The following is a 17,160-nucleotide window of genomic DNA, read 5'->3' as shown; positions in this document are numbered from 1 at the left end:
GCGCGAGCACCGTGGTGTCCAGGCACCGCGGAAGGGGAACCCTCGTGAACAGCTCGGTCAACGTCCTCGTCGGACTCGTCGTCGTGGCCTGGATCCTGTGGCGCCAGACGCAGAAGCGCCCGGTGCGGGAGGACCGCAGGCCGACCGTGCTGCTGATCCTGCTGGTGCTCGGGGTGCTCCAGCTGACCACGTTCTTCAAGAACGCGTCGTCGTCGGGCCCGGTGATCGCCCTGCTCGTCGGCAGCCTGGTGCTGGCCGCGGGGTTCGGTGTCGTCCGCGGGTACACCGTGCGGCTCTGGCGCCAGGAGGGGCAGCTGTTCCGGCAGGGCACGTGGCTCACGATCCTGCTGTGGCTGGTCGGCATCGGTGTCCACATCGGATTCGACGCGCTGATCGACAGCAGCGCGAAGGGCCTGGGCACCGCATCGATCCTGCTCTACCTGGCCGTTTCGCTGGGCACGCAGCGGCTGGTCGTCCAGTCGCGTGCGGACCACGCCGTGCGGGTCTAGGACGCTTCGCGCAGGCCTTCCAGCACGTCGAGGACGGCGCTCTTGCCCAGGTCGACGGCCTTGCGCAGGACCTCGGGATCACGTTCCAGCACGGCCACGTCCGGTGCGCCCATCGGCGGCCGGACGCTGAGGATCCGCGGGTCGCTCGCGAGGATCTCCTCGTCTTCGACGTCCCGGCGGTAGGTGTCGTGCCAGGCGGCGATCGTGCCGGGCGCCTGGCGGCGCAGGAACCGCGGGACGACGACGTCCTGCACCCGCGGCGGCCGCAGCGGCAGCTCGTCGGCGCGGCGGGTGCGCAGCACCAGGACGTCGGTCGAGTCCTGGGCGAGCGCGGTGCGGAACGGGATCGGCTCGGCGACCCCGGCGTCGACGAACCGGCGCCCGGCCATCGGGATCGGCGGCCCGGCCAGCACCGGCATGCAGGACGACGCGGCGAGCGCCACCTTGATCGCGTCGACGTCGTCGAGGAACGGGTGCAGGTCGGTGGACTCACCGGTGTCGGCGTCGGTGGCCAGCGGGTGGAACGTCACCGGGTTGGCCAGGATCGCCGGGAAGTCCATCGGCTCCAGCACCGAATAGACCTGGTGGACGAGGTATTCGAGGTCGATCACCGCGCGGCCGCGCAGGGTGTGCAGCGGGTTGATGATCCGGCGCATGACGACCGGGTTCCACCAGGTCCGCACGCCCGTCGAGGACCGGCCGCAGAGCAGCCAGGCGCCGTTCAGCGCGCCGGCCGACGAGCCGTAGACGGCGTCGAACGCGGGCGTCACGCCCAGTTCGTCCAGCGCCAGGACCATGCCGCTCGAGTAGGTGCCGCGGCTGCTCCCGCCTTCGATGGCCAGCGCGAGGCGCCGGCCGTCCGTGCGTTCGCCCGGGACACTGCCGGTCGCCATCCGTTCGGAGATCAGTTCGAGTACCGGGTGCACTCCTCCCATCCTGGTCTTTCACGCCGATTCGTCGACCCGATTTGTGTCACTCGCGCGGGTGAAGTGATGCGCGCCTCGTTGCACTGCACCTAGTTGCATAGCACCCTCGGACCATGGCCTTGGAGCACGCGATCCTCGTTTCGCTGTCCGAGCGCGCCGGCTCGGGCTACGAGCTCACGCGCCGCTTCGAGAAGTCGATCGGGCTCTTCTGGAGCGCCACCCACCAGCAGATCTACCGCGTGCTGAAGCGGATGGAAGAGGCCGGCTGGGTGGCCGTCGACGTCGTCGCGCAGTCGGGGCGGCCGGACAAGAAGGTCTACACGGTCGGCGAAGGCGGACGCGCCGAGCTCGTCCGCTGGCTCGCCGAGCCGGACCCGTCGGCCGGGCCGGTCGAACTCGCGGTCAAGATCCGCGGCGCCACCTTCGGCGACCCCGGCGCCGTCGCGGCCGAGATCGTCCGGCACCGCTCGGCCCACGCCGAACGCCTCGACGTCTACCGGCAGATCGAGAAGCGCGACTTCCCCGCCCCGGCCGGTCTCGAAGGCCGGCACCTGCACCAGTACCTGGTCCTGCGCGGCGGCATCCGCGTCGAGGAGGGCCAGGTCGAGTGGTTCGACGAAGTTCTCGCTGCTCTCCACCACGAGAAGGACGCCTGATGACCGACTACCCGAACCTGCTGGCCCCGCTGGATCTCGGCTTCACGACCCTGCGCAACCGGGTGATCATGGGGTCGATGCACACCGGTCTCGAGGACAAGGCCGCGCACTTCCCCGAGCTGGCCGAGTACTACGCCGAGCGCGCCCGCGGCGGGGTCGGGCTGATCGTCACCGGCGGGTTCGCGCCGAACCGCACCGGCTGGCTGCTGCCGCTCGCGTCGAAGCTGACGACGTCCGCCGAGGCACGGCAGCACCGGCAGCTCACCGCTCCGGTGCACGAGGCCGGTGGCAAGATCGCTCTGCAGATCCTGCACGCCGGCCGCTACGCCTACCACCCGCTGAGCGTGTCCGCGTCGAGTCGCAAGGCGCCGATCAACCCGTTCCGGCCGCGCGCGCTGACCGGCTACGGCGTGCACCAGCAGATCCGCGCCTTCGCCGACTGCGCCGCGCTCGCCCGCGAAGCGGGTTACGACGGCGTCGAGATCATGGGGTCCGAGGGTTACCTGATCAACCAGTTCCTGGCCGAGCGCACCAACAAGCGCACCGACGCCTGGGGCGGCAGTCCGGAGAACCGCCGCCGGTTCGCCGTCGAGATCGTGCGGCGGACGCGGGAGAAGGTCGGGCCCGACTTCGTCATCATCTACCGGCTTTCGGTGCTGGACCTGGTCGAAGGCGGCCAGCCCTGGGAGGACGTCGTCGCGCTCGCGAAGGACGTCGAGGCCGCCGGGGCGACGATCATCAACACCGGCATCGGCTGGCACGAGGCCCGCGTGCCGACGATCGTCACGTCGGTGCCGCGCGCCGCGTTCACCTGGGTCACCGGGAAGCTCAAGCCGCACGTCGGGATCCCGGTGGTGACGTCGAACCGGATCAACATGCCGCAGGTGGCCGAGGAGGCGCTGGCGAACGGCGACGCCGACCTGGTGTCGATGGCCCGGCCGTTCCTCGCCGATCCCGAGTGGATCCGTAAGGCCGAGAGCGGGCGCGAGGACGAGATCAACACCTGCATCGCCTGCAACCAGGCCTGTCTCGACCACGCCTTCAAGCGCAAGCTGGTGTCCTGCATGGTGAATCCGCGTGCGGGCCACGAGACGACGTTGACGCTCGCCCCGACCCGGCGCTCGAAGCACGTCGCCGTCGTCGGCGCCGGGCCGGCCGGGCTGGCGTCCGCCACCGCGCTCGCCGAACGCGGCCACCGCGTCGAGCTGTTCGAAGCGGACGAGGAGATCGGCGGCCAGTTCGGCATCGCGCGCCGGATCCCCGGCAAGGAGGAGTTCGCCGAGACGATCCGCTACTACCGGCGGCGGCTCGAGGTGACCGGCGTGAAGCTGCACCTCGGCACCCGCGTCACCGCGACGGACCTGGCGGACTTCGACGAGGTCGTGGTGGCCACCGGCGTCGCGCCGCGCGTGCCGTCGCTGCCCGGCATCGACCACCCGAAGGTGCTGTCGTACGTGGACGTCGTCCGGCACGGGAGGCCGGTCGGCGACCGGGTCGCGGTGATCGGCGCGGGCGGGATCGGCGTCGACGTCAGCGAGTTCCTCACGCACGCGGACTCCCCCGCGCTGGACCTCGACGCGTGGATGGCCGAGTGGGGCGTCACCGATCCCGAACAGGCACCCGGCGGGCTCGCCGAGCCGAAGCCCGAGCCGTCGCCGCGGCAGGTCTACCTGCTGCAGCGCAAGAAGTCCGGGATCGGCGCCGGGCTCGGCAAGACGTCCGGCTGGGTGCACCGGGCCGCGCTGAAGGCGAAGGGCGTCGAACGGATTCCCGGCGTCACCTACGACCGGATCGACGACGCCGGCCTGCACATCACCGTCGACGGCCGGGCGCGGCTGCTGGAGGTCGACACGGTCGTCGTCTGCGCCGGTCAGGAGCCCGTGCGGGACCTGGCCGACGAGCTGACGGCGGCCGGGCGGCCGGTGCACGTGGTCGGCGGGGCCGACGTCGCCGCCGAACTCGACGCGAAACGCGCGATCGACCAGGGAACGCGGCTCGCGGCCGCGCTGTAGCCCGGGACGGCGCCCGCACTGGCAGGATGAACCCCGTGCGAGACGTATGCGTGATCGGGCTCGGGCTGATCGGCGGGTCGCTGCTGCGCGCGGCGGCCGCCAGCGGCCGCACGGCGTGGGGAGCGGCGGTTTCCGAAGTGGACGCCGACGCGGCGAGCAGAGCGGGTTTCGACGTCACGACGGACGTCGAGGCCGCGCTGCACCGGGCAGCCGCGGACGACGCACTGGTGGTCATGGCCGTGCCGCTGCCGGCCGTCGAGGACCTGCTGCGCCTGGTCGCCCAGCACGCGTCGCACTGCCTGCTCACCGACGTCACCAGCGTGAAGGCGCCGGTGCTGGACGCCGTCCGCCGCCGGGTGCCGTACACGCGGTACGTCGGCGGCCACCCGATGGCCGGGACGTCGCACTCGGGCTGGCTGGCCAGTGACGCTTCGCTGTTCCGCGGCGCGGCGTGGGTCGTCGCCGTCGAAGAGGACACGGATCTCGAAGCCTGGGCCGAGGTGGCGCAGCTCGTGCTCGACCTCGGCGCGCACGTCGTGCCGCTGCCCGCGGAGTCGCACGACGAGGCCGTCGCGCGGATCTCGCACCTGCCGCACCTGCTCGCCGCGATCCTCGCCACCATCGGCGCCGAGGGCGGCCCGCTGGCGATGTCGCTGGCGGCCGGCTCCTACCGCGACGGGACGCGCGTCGCCGGGTCGAACCCGCACCTCGTGCGCGCGATGACCGAGGGCAACCGGGACGCGCTGCTCCCGATCGTCGACGAAGCACTCGGCCGGCTCGGCGCCGCGCGCGGTTCGCTGGCGTCGACCGGCGGCCTGGCGGCGACGATCAACGCGGGACACGAAGGCGCGCAAGCGCTTGCGGCCAGCCTGGACGTCGAGCGGGCGGGCGTCCGGATCAGCCTGACCGCCCCGGACGCCCGCGACGGCCTGATCGCGCTCGGCGAGCGCGGCGGCCGGATCACCGGCCTCGCGGACGGGATCGCGACCGGCGAGGTCCAGTAGTTACTGGGCCGGCGGGGCCGGGGGCGGGTTGTCGGGCGTGTCGTCGAACTTGTTGAGGAAGTCCTTCGCCTTCTCGACGCCGCCGTCGATCTGCGAGTCGTGGCCGGCGAACTTCGACTTCGCGAAGTCGGCCGCCTTGTCGAGCCCCTGCTCGATCTTGTCGTTGTGCTCGCGCAGGGCCTCTTCGGCCTTGCCCTTCAACGCGTCGAAGTCGATTCCCATGTGTGCATTGAACCGCACGCGTGTCACGTACGCCTGTGATAGGGCAGAAACCGCCTGACCAGCCGCAACGGCGTGTGTTCGACCAGGTCCGGCCCGCGGACCGCGTCGAACGCCGACTCGAGCTGGTCGACCACCCCGGCCAGCTGCTCGCTGTCGGGCAGCGGCACCGATTCCGGCGCCCGCTGCTCGCGGATCGACGACGCCAGCTCGTCGAGCGCGGTGGTGATCAGCTCGACGTCACCCGAGGCCGGCGGGGTCACCCCTCGCCCGATCGTCACGCCGACCTCGGTGACGGCGTCCGCGACCCGCTCCTGCGCCGCGATCACCGGCCACCACGCCACCGCCTGGCGGCCGTTGGCGGACGGCTCGACGACGACCTGCTGGAACGCCGTCCGCAGGTCGGCCAGCGACCGGTAGGCGCCGCGCCGGGCCCGGGACCGCGCCAGCCGCGCGTCCCCCGAAGACGCCTCGACCAGCGCGCACTCGACGTACTTCGCGACGGCGTCCAGCCCGTCGGCCAGCCGGCCGCCGACCTGGGGACGGCGGCTGCCGGGCCACAGCAGGTAACCGAAGACCAGGACGATCACGCAGCCCAGCACCGTGTCGACCAGCCGCGCGACGACGACGTCCCAGCTCCCGGTGTTCGCCAGGTCCATCTGCAGGATGATCAACGGCGTCACGAACGCGCTGAGGATGCCGTAGTTGCGCACCTTCCCGACCGCGACGCCGCCGGCGAAGATCGCGATCAGCGCCACCAGGATCCAGCCGCGCCCGCCCGCGGCGAGCACCACGGCACCGATCCCGACACCGACGAGCGTGCCGATCCCGCGCAGCACCGCGCGGCCGAAGACCGAGCCGAAGTCCGGCTTGAGCACGATCCCGACGGTCAGCGTGATCCAGTACGAGCGTTCCAGTGGCACGAGCAGCCCGACGACCTCGGCGATCGCGACGCACAGCGTCAGCCGGGCCGCGGCGATCCAGGTCAGCGGGCCGGACGCGAGCGAGCCCGCCCACGTGCGCAGGCGCCGGTACCAGGGGGTCGGCTCCCGGCGCTTCCGGTCGTCACCCTTCCCGATCCGGACCAGCCCGGCGTACAGGGCGGCCAGCAGCGGGTCGGCGTCGTCGTCGGGTTCCGGCGGCGGTTCGGGCAGCGGCTGGCTCGCCAGCACGGCGGCCGACAGCGCGACGAAGTGGTCGATGACGTCGCCGGACACCCGGCGCCCGGCGTTGACGATCGCCACCGACGCCTCGACCGCGGGGGTCGTCGCCGAGAGCAGGTTGAGCAGCTGGCGGTACGCGGCGTCGCGGCCGGACAGCCACGAGCGCGCGGTGAGCAGCTGGTCGTAGGCGGTGTTCATGGCCGTGGTCAGCCGGTGGCGGGCCACCCGCGAGACGGCTTCGTCGGTCGCCGAGAGCATCGCGGCCAGCTCGACGTAGACGTGCGCGACGGCGCTGCGCTCGGCGCTGGTCGCGCGGACCGTCCAGGTGACGAGCGCGACCAGCAGGCTCCAGACGGCGCCGATGCAGAAGTAGCCGAGCAGGATTTCGACGCGCACCCCGGTCGCGTGCTGGCCGGTGCCGAGCACGCAGAACACGAACATCTGCAGCCCGGCGACCGAGGCGTTGCTGCCGGCCGCGCTGATCAGCGCGGACACCGCGGCGACCAGGATCACCGCCGGCACGGACAGCGCGGGCGTGCCGCCGGTGAGCAGGCCGACGACGTACCCGGCGGTCGCGGCGAGCGTCGCGCCGCCGAGGCGTCGCGCGCGGTAGCGGTACGGGCCCGCCGACTCGGACAGCACGGCGGGCAGGGCACCGGTCGAGATCAGCGCGCCGACGGCGATGTCGCCCGCCGCGTACCCCACGGCCAGCGGGACGGCGAGCGCGATCACGGCCCGGGCGACCATGTTCCAGGGCACCGGGACCGGCTTGCTCCGCAGCAGCTGGACCAGCCAGTGCGGCGCGGCGATGTCGGGGCGCGGGGTGCTCACGCCCCCATCTTGACCTACGCTGCCGTCAGCGCTTAATTATCAACCTGTCAACAACGTGGGAGGTTCCGGTGGGCCGCAAGTACTCCTTCGAGGTCAACCGCACGAGCACCGCGCCGCCGTCGGCGCTGTTCGCGCGCGAGGCGGACGGCCCGCGCTGGGCGGAGTGGGGAAAACCACTGATCGTCCAGGCGAGCTGGGCCCGGCGCGGCACCGATGAGCCGAACGGCGTCGGCGCCGTCCGCGCGGTCGGCCTGTGGCCGGTGCTGATCAAGGAGGAGACGGTCGAGTACGAGCAGGACCGCCGGCACGTCTACACGTTCTTCGGGGCCAACCCGATCAAGGACTACCGCGCCGAGGTGTTCTTCACCCCGACCGTCGACGGCGGCACGCACCTGCGCTGGACCGGCTCGTTCACCGAGCCCGTGCGCGGCAGCGGCCCACTCCTGGCCGCCGGGCTCAAGAGCGCCATCCGGCTGTTCTCCGCAAAGCTGGTCAAGGCGGCCGAAACCGGGCACTGACCTGGGTGCGTCAGGCCACACAAGATCGTTTGACGCAACTTCGGGCCCCACCTTCACGTCACTCTTTCGGGTAGTCCTCGACTACCCTTCGAAAGGGGGACGTGGGGATGTTGCGCAAGAAGCGACACGGAAGAGTGACAGCGGTGGTGGCCGCGGCGGCTTTGGCCCTCGCGGCGTGTTCGAGCGCCCAGCCGGCGCCGCCCGAGCCGAGCCAGCCGAACCCGGCCCCCGGTGGCCGCACCGGCACGAGGCCGTCGGCGCCCTACGCGTTCGGCACCGTGCAGCAGAAGGCGCCGGCCGCGGCCAACGGCGAGGTCCAGGTCGTCAAGCGGATCACCACCGACAAGCCGTACGTCTTCCTCACGATGGACGACGGCGCGGTCAAGGACCCGGACGCGCTCAAGCTGATGCAGCAGTCCGGCACCCACCCGGTGTTGTTCCTGAACGAGAAGTACGTGAAGGGCCACGAGGCCTACTTCAAGCAGATCCTCGACGCGACCGGCGCGACGCTCGGCGACCACACGGTCGACCACCCGAACCTCAAGGGCAAGCCGTTCGAGTTCCAGCGCAAGGAGATCTGCGACGACGCCGACGACTTCCAGAAGAGCCTCGGCGTGCGGCCGTCGCTGTTCCGGCCGCCGTTCGGCAACTACGACCACACCACGCTGCGCGCGGCGGCCGCGTGCGGGATGCGCGTCGCGGTGCTGTGGACGGCCGCGGTCAACGACGGGCACGTCCAGTTCCAGGCCGGCGACAAGCTCAAGCCGGGTGACATCGTGCTGATGCACTTCCGGAAGACGTTCAAAGAGGACTACACGGCGTTCGTCGAGCAGGCGAAGAAGGACGGGCTCACACCCGTCCCCCTCGCCGACTTCCTGGGCTGACCGCTAGAGCACCACGGTGGGCGTGACGACCGTCCGGCGGCACGTCACGTCACCCAGGTGCACCAGGATCTGCGTGGTCCCGCGGGGCACGTTGTCGAGCACGAACCGGCCGCCTTCGTCGGCGGTCGTGGACGTCGTCCCGTGCTCGGCGACCCGCACCTCGACGCCGTACTGCCCGGCCGGCACCAGCCAGCCGTCGATGCGGTGCTGCTTGCCGATCTTCGTCAGGTTGATCATCACGGTCAGGTCGCTGACGGTGAAGGTGATCGTGCCGGTGCCGCTGCCGCGCACGCCGGCCAGGGTGTCGAGCCGTTCCCAGCGGGCGACCTCGACGTCGAGGTCCTCCAGCGCGAGCGCGAACTGGACCCGCTGCACCAGGTCGTCCGGCACGGGATCGAGCTCGTCGAGAAAGCGGCCGATGTCGGCCAGCAGGATTTCGTCGTCCGCGGAGGCCGTGCCTCCCGGTGCCCCGACTTCGTTCATCGGCTGCCCCCTTCACTGGCGAGGAGATCGCGCATCTGGTCGAGGCAGCGCCCTCTGGTCGGTCCGACGCTGCCGCGTGGCATCCGCAACGCTTCGGCGACGAGCTGGTACTCCGCGCGTCCCGCGAGAACGGTCAGCCGGAGCAACTCCTGACAGCGGTGGGGCAGCCGGACGAAGGCGCGCCAGACCCGGCGGTCACGGTCGGCGCGGACGGCTTCGTCTTCGGGAGCCGGTTGGGTGCTGGGCATGGCTTCGGCCACCTCGTCGCTCAGCGGGACGGGTTGCATGCGGCGGCCGTGGGGGTGCGTCGCCTCGCGCCGGGTCGTCGTGATCAACCAGGCGGCGAGGGCCTTGGGATCACGCAGCTTCCCGAGCTGGCTGAAGAGCGCGAGCCACACGGTCTGGACGACGTCCTCGGCGACCGAGCGGTCGAGCCCGTTCGCCCGGGCCACGTGCCAGACGAGCGGGGTGAGCTCGTCGACCAGGCGGGCCATCGCCTGGCGGTCGCCCTCTCTCGCCGCGTGCATGCAGGCGGCATGCAGCTCGGCGCCGGTCAGGCCCTCCCAAGGAGGATCAACCTCTGCGGTTTGCACGTCGGTCACCGTATCTGCCCCTCTTCGCAAACGTCTTCGAGTCGGCTTCGGCAGTATCGCGGGTCCTTCGGGGGGAAGGAGCGTGCAGGTGGATCTGGGATACATCGATCTCTAACTTCGTCGGTCGCTCGCGGTCAACGGTTTCGTGGGAGGTACCGGTCGGCGCGCACCCGCGCCGACCGGTACTCCCCTCCCTCACGGGCCCGCTCCCCAACGGACCCCGCCGGATGACCCCTCACCCGAAGGGCACCCGGCCGACGGCGTCCGGGGGCCCCCTCGGCTCCCGGCCACCGCGTTTTCCTCCGAACCCGGCAACCCCCTGCCCGATCCGATCTCCGTGCTTGGCTGCTCCACAGGACGCAGTGGGGGGACCCCCAGATACACGAACGCCGAAGTTTTTTCGAAGCTTGACCGAACGCGGCTACTTGATCACCGAGAGTGCGGCGGCAAGCGTTTGCGCCCACCGCGCGTAGCCCGCCGGCCCGGGGTGGAAGCGGTCCGGCGCGAAGGCCGCCGGGTCGAGGAGATCGGGAGCCATCGGCACGTGGGTGACGCCGGGGACGCGCGCCACGGCGGCCGCCGCCGCGTCGAGCGCGGTGGACCGGGCGGCGAGGACGTCCCGCAGCGGCCGCGGAAGCGACGGGAACCGGGACATCGGCGGCACCCCGGCGAGGACGACGTCGACCGGGCCGAGCCGGCGTCGCAGGTCGACGACCAGGGCCAGCAGGTCACGGCGGTAGCCCGCGGCGGTCCGCAGCTCGATCGTGTCGTTGACGCCGAGGGCGACCACCACGAGATCGGCGGGCTCCACGAGCGGCGCCAGCTCGGCGCGCACGGTCCGGGCGTTGGCCCCGGTCCGGCCGACCGCCTGCCAGCGCACGGCCCGGCCGCCGTTCGCGAGTTCACGCGCGAGGCAGCCGGTCAGCGCCTCCCCGTGGGTGGCCGCGCCGACGCCGTCCACAGTGGATTCGCCGAGGACGGCCAGCCGGAAGGGCTCGCCGGCGCCGTCGACGAGGCCCTCGGTGGGCCCGGCGGCCCCGGGCAGCCGCGGTGTCGTCCGCTTGACGTACACCGCCTGAGCGGCGAGGAGGAGGATCACGCCTCGACGTTAGCTGGCGCTGTTCTTCGCCTCGCGAAGCTTGTGCCAGCGCTCGTACATGTCGTTGAGCTCTCCGAGCATGAACGACAGGAAGTCCCGCATCTCGGCCAGCCGTTCGCCGGCGGGCGAGCCCTCGCCGAGAGCTTCGATGCCGTTCTCGGCCGCGTCGCGCCACATGATGATCATGCGGTCGCGCTTGAGGAACGTGGCGTACCAGAGGTCGTCGAAGAGGCGGTAGTGGTCGCGGCGCTCGCCGGGCTCGCGTTCCTTGGCGACCAGGCCGATCTGCTCCAGGAACCGCACGGCGCCGGAGATGGCCGCGGGACTGACCGACAGCTGCGAAGCGAGGTCGGCCGCGGTCAGCCGGCCTTCGTCGGTGGTCATCAGGGCCGCGAACACCCGCGCGGACATGCGCTGCATCCCGATCTGCGAGAGCACGAGCGCGAGGCTCTCGACGTACCGGCGGACGGCGTCTTCATCTCTCTTCGTGTCAGGCGTCGTCATCGGCCCATCCTCCCGTACCGGTCCCTCAAGATCACTCCATCCAGACATTTTCTTAACTTCACAACTTCGTGAAATCAGTGTAGCTTCCGAAGCATGGAAAATGCCATCGCGATCTCCGGCTTGCACAAGTCGTTCGGCCGGACCAAGGCCTTGGACGGCCTCGATCTGCAGGTACCTACTGGGGAAGTACACGGTTTCCTCGGCCCGAACGGCGCCGGGAAGTCGACCACCGTCCGGGTCCTGCTCGGCCTGCTCCACGCCGACTCGGGGGACGTCCGCCTGCTCGGCGGGGACCCCTGGAAGGACGCGGCGAGCCTGCACCGCCGCCTGGCCTACGTGCCCGGCGACGTCAACCTCTGGCCCAACCTCTCCGGCGGCGAGGTGATCGACCTGCTCGGCCGGCTGCGCGGCGGGCTCGACGAGAAGCGCCGCGCCGACCTCGTCGAGCGGTTCGACCTCGACCCGAAGAAGAAGGGGCGGACGTACTCGAAGGGCAACCGGCAGAAGGTGGCCATCGTCGCCGCGCTCGCGTCGCGGGTCGACCTGCTGATCCTCGACGAACCGACGTCCGGCCTCGACCCGCTGATGGAGGCGACGTTCCAGTACGCCATCCAGGAGGAGCGCGAACAGGGCCGCACCGTGCTGCTGTCCAGCCACATCCTGGCCGAGGTCGAAGCGCTCTGCGACAAGGTCAGCATCATCCGCAACGGCCGCACGGTCGAGTCGGGCACGCTCGCCGAGCTGCGGCACCTGACCCGGACGTCGATCACCGCCGAGCTGGCCGGGCCGCCCAACGGGCTGGCGAAGCTGGAGAACGTCCACGACCTCAAGGTGGACGGCAACCGCGTCCGGTTCGACGTCGAAACCCGCTCGCTCGACGACGCGCTGCGCCAGCTGACCCAGGTCGGCGTGCGGAGCCTGGTCAGCCAGCCGCCGACGCTGGAAGAGCTGTTCCTGCGGCACTACACGACCGAGGCGAGCGCGAAATGACCGCGACCCTCTCCCGTGAAGCCACGGTCGCGCCGGCGCACGAGCTGGCCGGCACCTGGCACCTGACGCGCCTCGCGCTGCGCCGCGACCGCGTGATCCTGCCGATCTGGGTCGTGCTGCTCAGCGTCGTCCCGGCCAGCACCGTCAAGACGTTCGCGCAGTTCTACCCGACGGCCGCCGACCGGGCCGGGCTGCAGGCGGGCGCGACCGCCAACCCGTCGTACGCGCTGCTCTACGGGCCGCCGTTCGACCTGACCACCGCCGGCGGGTTCATCGCCTGGCGCATGTGCGGGTTCCTGGCGCTGCTGATCGGGCTGATGGCGGTCTTCACCGTCACCCGGCACACCCGCGCCGAGGAGGACACCGGGCGCGCCGAGCTGCTCGCGTCCGCGGTCGTCGGCCGGTACGCGGCGCTGACCGCCGGGGTGCTGGCGTCCGCCGGGGCGAGCGTGCTGATCGGCCTGATCCAGGTCGGCTCGATGGTCGGCGCGGGCCTGCCCGCGGCCGGGTCGCTCGCCTTCGGCGCGTCGATCGCGCTGGCCGGGCTGGTGTTCACCGCCGTCGCGGCGGTCGCCGTCCAGCTCGCCGAGTACTCGCGCACGGCCAACGGGATCGGCACGGCCGTGGTCGGCGCCGCGTTCCTGCTGCGCGGCGCCGGTGACTCCACTGTGGACGCTCGCTGGCTGTCGTGGCTCTCGCCGATCGGCTGGGTGCAGCAGATCCGCGCGTTCGCCGTCGAACGCTGGTGGGTGCTGCTGCTGCCGGTGGCGCTGACCCTGGTGGTCGGCGCGGTGGCGTACTGGCTGCTCCCCCGCCGTGACGTCGGGGTCGGCATCCTGCCGCCGCGGCCGGGCCCGCCGCGCGCGGCCGCGAGCCTGCGGTCGCCGCTGGCGCTGGCGTGGCGGCTGCACCGCGGCCCGCTGCTCGGCTGGACGATCGGGATGGCCGTCGTCGGGGCGGTGTTCGGCTCGATCGCGAGCGGCATCGGCGGCCTGGTCGGCTCGAGCCCGCAGGCGCTGCAGATCATGGAACGGCTCGGCGGCGCGCACAGCCTCACGCAGGCGTTCCTCGCCACGATGGCCGGCATGTTCGCGATGGTCGCGTCGCTGTACGGCATCCAGGCCGTGCTGCGGATGCGCGGCGAGGAGACGGCGATCCGGCTCGAACCGGTGCTGGCGACCAGCGTCGGCCGGCTGCGCTGGGCCGGGGGCCACCTGCTGTTCGCCTTCTTCGGCACGGCGCTGCTCCTGCTGGCCGGCGGCCTGTTCCTGGGGCTGGCCAACGGCCTGCGCACCCACGACGTCGGCGGCTCGGTCGGCGACATGCTGAGCGGGATGCTGGTCCAGCTGCCCGCGACGTGGGTGGTGATCGCCCTGGCGGTGGCGATCTTCGGCCTGCTGCCGGCCTACTCGGCCGCGGCCTGGGGCGTCGGTGCCCTGGCCCTGCTGATCAGCCTGCTCGGCCCGATCCTCGACCTGCCGCAGGGCGCGCTGGACGTCTCCCCGTTCCAGCACCCGCCGAAGATCCCGGGCCACGAGCTCGTGGCGACGCCGCTCGTCTGGCTCCTGGTGGTCACGGCCGTCGCGCTGGGCGCGGGGCTGGCCGGGTGGCGCCGCCGCGACGTCGGCTGAGTCGATCCGCGCTGAGTCAGTCCGCGCTGGTGGCCACCAGCGAGGTCGACGTCGGGGTCGGGGTGGTCGTCGGCGTGGTCGGCGGGACCGTCACCTGCACGACCGTGGTCGAGGTGACCGGCGGCGAGGTTTCGACGTCGGTCACCGTCGCGGCCGGGGGTGCCGGGGCCGTCACGGTGACCGGCACCACGGTGGTCGACGGAGTCGGTGGCGGGCCGCTGATCTGCGGCGATTTGACGGTCGCCCGGCCGGCGACGAGCAGGGCGGCCACCAGCAATCCGGTGGCGAAGCCCGCCAGCCCGATGACGACGGCGGAGCCCCAGCTGGGTCGGGTGGACATCCGGACACCCCCTCGCCACGCAGAGCGCTGGTACGAGGAAATTCGCGTCGATCTTAGCTCTTGTTACACACTGTTCGCATTGAGCGTATTTGACTCAACTTTATTGCATCCGGTGCGCTCATGTGCCAGGTTCACGATCATGGGGGCGTTGCGGAACCGGGATTTCCGGCGGCTGTGGCTGGCCGACCTGGTGAGCCAGCTCGGCAGCCGGATCGACGTACTGGCCGTGCCGCTGCTGGCGACCACCGTGCTCGGCGCGTCGGTCTTCGAGGTCTCGCTGCTGCGGACCGCCGAGAGCCTCCCCTACCTGGTGCTCGGCCTGCAGGCCGGCGCGTGGTGCGACCGCGTGCGCCACCGCCCGGTGCTGATCGCCGCGGACCTCGGCCGGGCCGCGCTGATCGGCTCGATCCCGGTGGCGGCGCTGTTCGGCGTCCTCGGGCTGCCGCAGCTGCTGGCGGTCGTCTTCGGCGTCGGCTTCCTGACGATGTTCTTCGACATCGCCCACCAGACCTACCTGCCGCGCCTGGTGCCGCGCGAGCAACTGCCGGACGCCAACGCCCGGCTCGCGACGAACCTGTCGATGGCCGCGGTGGCCGGCCCGAGCGCGGCCGGGTTCGTCGTGCAGGCCCTGGGCAACGCGACGGCGCTGGCCGCCGACGCCCTCAGCTACCTGTGGTCGGCCCTGTGGCTGCGCCGGATCAGGACGCCCGACGTGCGGCCGGAACCGCGGGAGCGGCACCTGCTGCGCGAGATCGGCGACGGCCTGCGGGTGGTCCGCGGCCACCCGATCCTGCGGGCCATCAGCGCGTACTACGCGGTCACGAGCTTCTTCCAGTCGATGCACCTGGCGATCGTGATCGTCTTCCTCAGCCGGAATCTCGGCCTCGCGCCCTGGGTGATCGGCCTGCTCAGCACGTCTTCGCTGACCGGCGCGCTCGCGGCCGGGCTCACCGCGCGCCGGCTCGGCGACGGCGTCGGCCCGGTGCGCGCCTTCCTGGGTGGCTCCCTGCTGTTCGGCCTGGCCTACCAGCTCTACCCACTCACCGACCGCGGCTGGGCCCTCGCCTGCTACGTCGTCGCCGGGTTCGGTTCGAGTTACGGCGTGATCGTCAAGAGCGTCTTCGGCACCAGCTTCCAGCAGGCGATCACGCCGCCGGAGCTGCTGGGCCGGGTCAACGCGACCGTCCGGACGCTGATCTGCGGCGCCATCCCGCTCGGCAGCCTCGCCGGCGGCGGGCTGGCCGGCGTCCTCGGCATGCGGGCCACGCTGCACGTCGCGGCCGCCGGGATCCTCGTGTCGGTCGCGCTCCTGGCGCCGCTGCGGAAGCTGCGCGACCTGCCGGTCACGGCGTCCTGAGGCCGTCGACGACCACGCGGACCAGGTGCCGGCTCCCCGGTGCGTACCGCTCGACGGCGAGGCAGCCGACGATGAGCGCACGCAGGTCGTCCCCGTCGATGTCGGCGCGGACGGCGCCGGCGGCCTGAGCGCGTTCGAGCAGCACCGCGAAGGCGACGCGGAACTCGTCACCCGCGTCGGCCTTGAAGCCGGTGCCGGTGGACTCGGTGAGGGCGTCGCAGAGGGCGCGGTTGAGCGAAGCCTGCTTGATGACGCGGACGAAGTAGTCGAAGAACACCTCGCCGGGGTCGTCGGCGGCGGCGAGGGCGCGCGCCTCCTCCGCGAACTGGTCGATGCGCTCGAGGACGACGGCCTGGAACAGCGCTTCCTTGCTGGGGAAGTGCCGGTAGACGGTGCCGGCCCCGACCCCGGCCAGCCGCGCGATGTCGTCGAGGGGCACCGCCAGCCCCTCGGCGGCGAACGCCTCTTCGGCGGCAGCCAGGACCTTCGCCCGGTTGCGCCGCGCGTCCGCGCGCAGGCCGGTCTTCTCCATCGAGTTCCTCCTCGTTGACAACCGGAACGATGGCTCCGTATCGTCGTAAGCGGGTGCACCGTTCCGATTCAACGCCCATCCTTCCAGGAGAATTCCGATGCCACGCACCGTCCCCGAAATCGTCGAAGTCGTCCGCCACGCCCTGGAGACGATCGACGCCTCGGCGCTCTCGGACGTCTTCGCCGAAGACGCCGTCTACGAGCTGCCGTTCCGATCCGAACGCGTCGAAGGCCGCGACGCGATCCTGGCGACCCTGACCGCGGGCGGCGTCCGCGGCCGCGCGCTGGGCCTGGAGAAGACCGAGGTCACCGTGACGCCGTCGGCGACGGGCTTCGTGCTCGAGCTGGTCGCCGTCGGCCCCACGTTCCGGTTCCCGTCGTCGGTGGGCATCGTGACGGTGGCGGACGGCGAGATCACCTCGTACCGCGACTACCCGAACGTCGCGGGCGCGTCGACGGCAGCGCGGGCGGTGTTCGACGCGTTCCTGGCGGCGTCCGTCGAGAACCGCTGGGACGACCTCGCCGACCTGTACGCCGAGGACGTCGTGCTCGAGATGCCCTTCACTCCGGCCGGGGTCGAGCGCTTCACGAAGGGCCGCGAGGAGCTGCGGCGCCGGTTCCGGGCCGCGGCCACGGTCCGGCGGATCGTCAAGGCGGACCACGTCGTCGTGCACGAGACGTCCGACCCGGCGGTGCTGGTGGCGGAGTTCGACCTGCACCAGGAGATGGCCGGCGAGACCTTCGCCGCGTCGTACGTGATGGTCATGACGGTCGACGGCGGCCGGATCACGTACTCCCGCGACTACGCGGACACCGCCGCCTCGGCGGAACGGATCCGCCGGTTCAGGGAGTCGTCGCCTGCGGTGTAGGGGTTCCCATTGCAGTCCGGCCGCCCCGACCGGCCCGGCCG

Annotated in this window: 19 protein-coding genes; 10 read left to right on the top strand and 9 right to left on the bottom strand. The window is 71.9% G+C overall.

Features of this window, described 5'->3' with window-relative positions:
* Positions 1–44 precede the first annotated feature (44 nt).
* Positions 45–509, top strand: coding sequence for a hypothetical protein (locus VA596_RS19395; RefSeq protein WP_323329107.1), 465 nt, complete (start codon positions 45–47; stop codon positions 507–509).
* Here VA596_RS19395 and VA596_RS19390 read toward each other — a convergent pair.
* Positions 506–1,444 carry a patatin-like phospholipase family protein gene (locus tag VA596_RS19390; protein WP_323329105.1) on the bottom strand — a complete coding sequence of 313 codons (939 nt, stop codon included), beginning with the start codon at positions 1,442–1,444 and terminating at the stop codon, positions 506–508. The two genes, VA596_RS19395 and VA596_RS19390, sit on opposite strands and share 4 nt — an antisense overlap.
* A 104-nt stretch (positions 1,445–1,548) precedes the next feature.
* Between VA596_RS19390 and VA596_RS19385 the strand changes: the two genes are divergently transcribed.
* From VA596_RS19385 to VA596_RS19375, 3 genes are read left to right on the top strand one after another with little or no spacing between them, the layout of a single operon-like run.
* Positions 1,549–2,091, top strand: coding sequence for a PadR family transcriptional regulator (locus VA596_RS19385; RefSeq protein ID WP_323329103.1), 543 nt, complete (start codon positions 1,549–1,551; stop codon positions 2,089–2,091).
* On the top strand, positions 2,091–4,103 hold the full coding sequence (locus VA596_RS19380; RefSeq protein WP_323329101.1) for an NADPH-dependent 2,4-dienoyl-CoA reductase: 2,013 nt from the start codon (positions 2,091–2,093) through the stop codon (positions 4,101–4,103). Before VA596_RS19385 ends, VA596_RS19380 begins: the two co-directional genes overlap by 1 nt.
* A gap of 26 nt (positions 4,104–4,129) precedes the next feature.
* On the top strand, positions 4,130–5,107 hold the full coding sequence (locus VA596_RS19375; RefSeq protein ID WP_323329099.1) for a prephenate dehydrogenase: 978 nt from the start codon (positions 4,130–4,132) through the stop codon (positions 5,105–5,107).
* Here VA596_RS19375 and VA596_RS19370 read toward each other — a convergent pair whose 3' ends face one another.
* Entirely contained in the window at positions 5,108–5,329 is a 222-nt protein-coding gene (locus VA596_RS19370) for an antitoxin (RefSeq protein ID WP_323329097.1), read from the bottom strand. It lies immediately after the preceding gene.
* A 23-nt stretch (positions 5,330–5,352) separates the two neighbouring features.
* On the bottom strand, positions 5,353–7,320 hold the full coding sequence (locus VA596_RS19365) for an FUSC family protein (RefSeq protein WP_323329095.1): 1,968 nt from the start codon (positions 7,318–7,320) through the stop codon (positions 5,353–5,355).
* 68 nt (positions 7,321–7,388) lie between these two features.
* Here VA596_RS19365 and VA596_RS19360 point away from each other — a divergent pair, with 68 nt between their 5' ends.
* Complete coding sequence (locus VA596_RS19360; protein ID WP_323329093.1) at positions 7,389–7,838, top strand: SRPBCC family protein; 450 nt, start codon at positions 7,389–7,391, stop codon at positions 7,836–7,838.
* Between the two features lie 143 nt (positions 7,839–7,981).
* The gene (locus VA596_RS19355) at positions 7,982–8,722 is read left to right on the top strand and encodes a polysaccharide deacetylase family protein (RefSeq protein WP_323329723.1); all 741 of its coding nucleotides are present in this window, start codon (positions 7,982–7,984) and stop codon (positions 8,720–8,722) included.
* Between the two features lie 3 nt (positions 8,723–8,725).
* Here the strand turns inward: VA596_RS19355 and VA596_RS19350 are convergent, their stop codons facing one another.
* From VA596_RS19350 to VA596_RS19335, 4 genes are all read right to left on the bottom strand, one after another.
* A complete protein-coding gene (locus tag VA596_RS19350; protein ID WP_323329091.1) occupies positions 8,726–9,205 on the bottom strand; it encodes a carboxypeptidase regulatory-like domain-containing protein in 480 nt (159 codons plus the stop codon).
* Entirely contained in the window at positions 9,202–9,807 is a 606-nt protein-coding gene (locus tag VA596_RS19345; RefSeq protein ID WP_323329089.1) for an RNA polymerase sigma factor, read from the bottom strand. Before VA596_RS19345 ends, VA596_RS19350 begins: the two co-directional genes overlap by 4 nt.
* 412 nt (positions 9,808–10,219) lie before the next feature.
* Entirely contained in the window at positions 10,220–10,897 is a 678-nt protein-coding gene (locus tag VA596_RS19340; protein WP_323329087.1) for an SGNH/GDSL hydrolase family protein, read from the bottom strand.
* Between the two features lie 9 nt (positions 10,898–10,906).
* The gene (locus VA596_RS19335) at positions 10,907–11,401 is read right to left on the bottom strand and encodes a GbsR/MarR family transcriptional regulator (protein WP_323329085.1); all 495 of its coding nucleotides are present in this window, start codon (positions 11,399–11,401) and stop codon (positions 10,907–10,909) included.
* Positions 11,402–11,494: 93 nt separating this feature from the next.
* Between VA596_RS19335 and VA596_RS19330 the strand changes: the two genes are divergently transcribed.
* Entirely contained in the window at positions 11,495–12,391 is an 897-nt protein-coding gene (locus VA596_RS19330; RefSeq protein ID WP_323329083.1) for an ABC transporter ATP-binding protein, read from the top strand.
* Positions 12,388–14,022, top strand: a complete 1,635-nt coding sequence (locus tag VA596_RS19325; protein WP_323329081.1) for an ABC transporter permease — start codon at positions 12,388–12,390, stop codon at positions 14,020–14,022. The genes VA596_RS19330 and VA596_RS19325 overlap by 4 nt, the downstream gene beginning before the upstream one ends.
* Before the next feature lie 16 nt (positions 14,023–14,038).
* Here the strand turns inward: VA596_RS19325 and VA596_RS19320 are convergent, their stop codons facing one another.
* Positions 14,039–14,362: a hypothetical protein gene (locus VA596_RS19320; protein ID WP_323329079.1), complete on the bottom strand. Its 324-nt coding sequence runs from the start codon at positions 14,360–14,362 to the stop codon at positions 14,039–14,041.
* A gap of 139 nt (positions 14,363–14,501) precedes the next feature.
* On the opposite strand from VA596_RS19320, the gene VA596_RS19315 reads away from it, so the two are divergent.
* Entirely contained in the window at positions 14,502–15,719 is a 1,218-nt protein-coding gene (locus VA596_RS19315) for an MFS transporter (RefSeq protein WP_323329077.1), read from the top strand.
* Here the strand turns inward: VA596_RS19315 and VA596_RS19310 are convergent.
* Positions 15,706–16,251, bottom strand: coding sequence for a TetR/AcrR family transcriptional regulator (locus tag VA596_RS19310; protein WP_323329075.1), 546 nt, complete (start codon positions 16,249–16,251; stop codon positions 15,706–15,708). The genes VA596_RS19315 and VA596_RS19310 overlap by 14 nt on opposite strands.
* Before the next feature lie 97 nt (positions 16,252–16,348).
* On the opposite strand from VA596_RS19310, the gene VA596_RS19305 reads away from it, so the two are divergent.
* Positions 16,349–17,119, top strand: coding sequence for a nuclear transport factor 2 family protein (locus tag VA596_RS19305; RefSeq protein WP_323329073.1), 771 nt, complete (start codon positions 16,349–16,351; stop codon positions 17,117–17,119).
* Positions 17,120–17,160 lie beyond the last annotated feature (41 nt).

The sequence above is a fragment of the Amycolatopsis heterodermiae genome, assembly GCF_034929455.1.
Classification (GTDB): Bacteria; Actinomycetota; Actinomycetes; order Mycobacteriales; family Pseudonocardiaceae; genus Amycolatopsis; species Amycolatopsis heterodermiae.
Note: the sequence above shows the minus strand (reverse complement) of the source record. Positions and strands in the feature narration are given on the sequence as shown.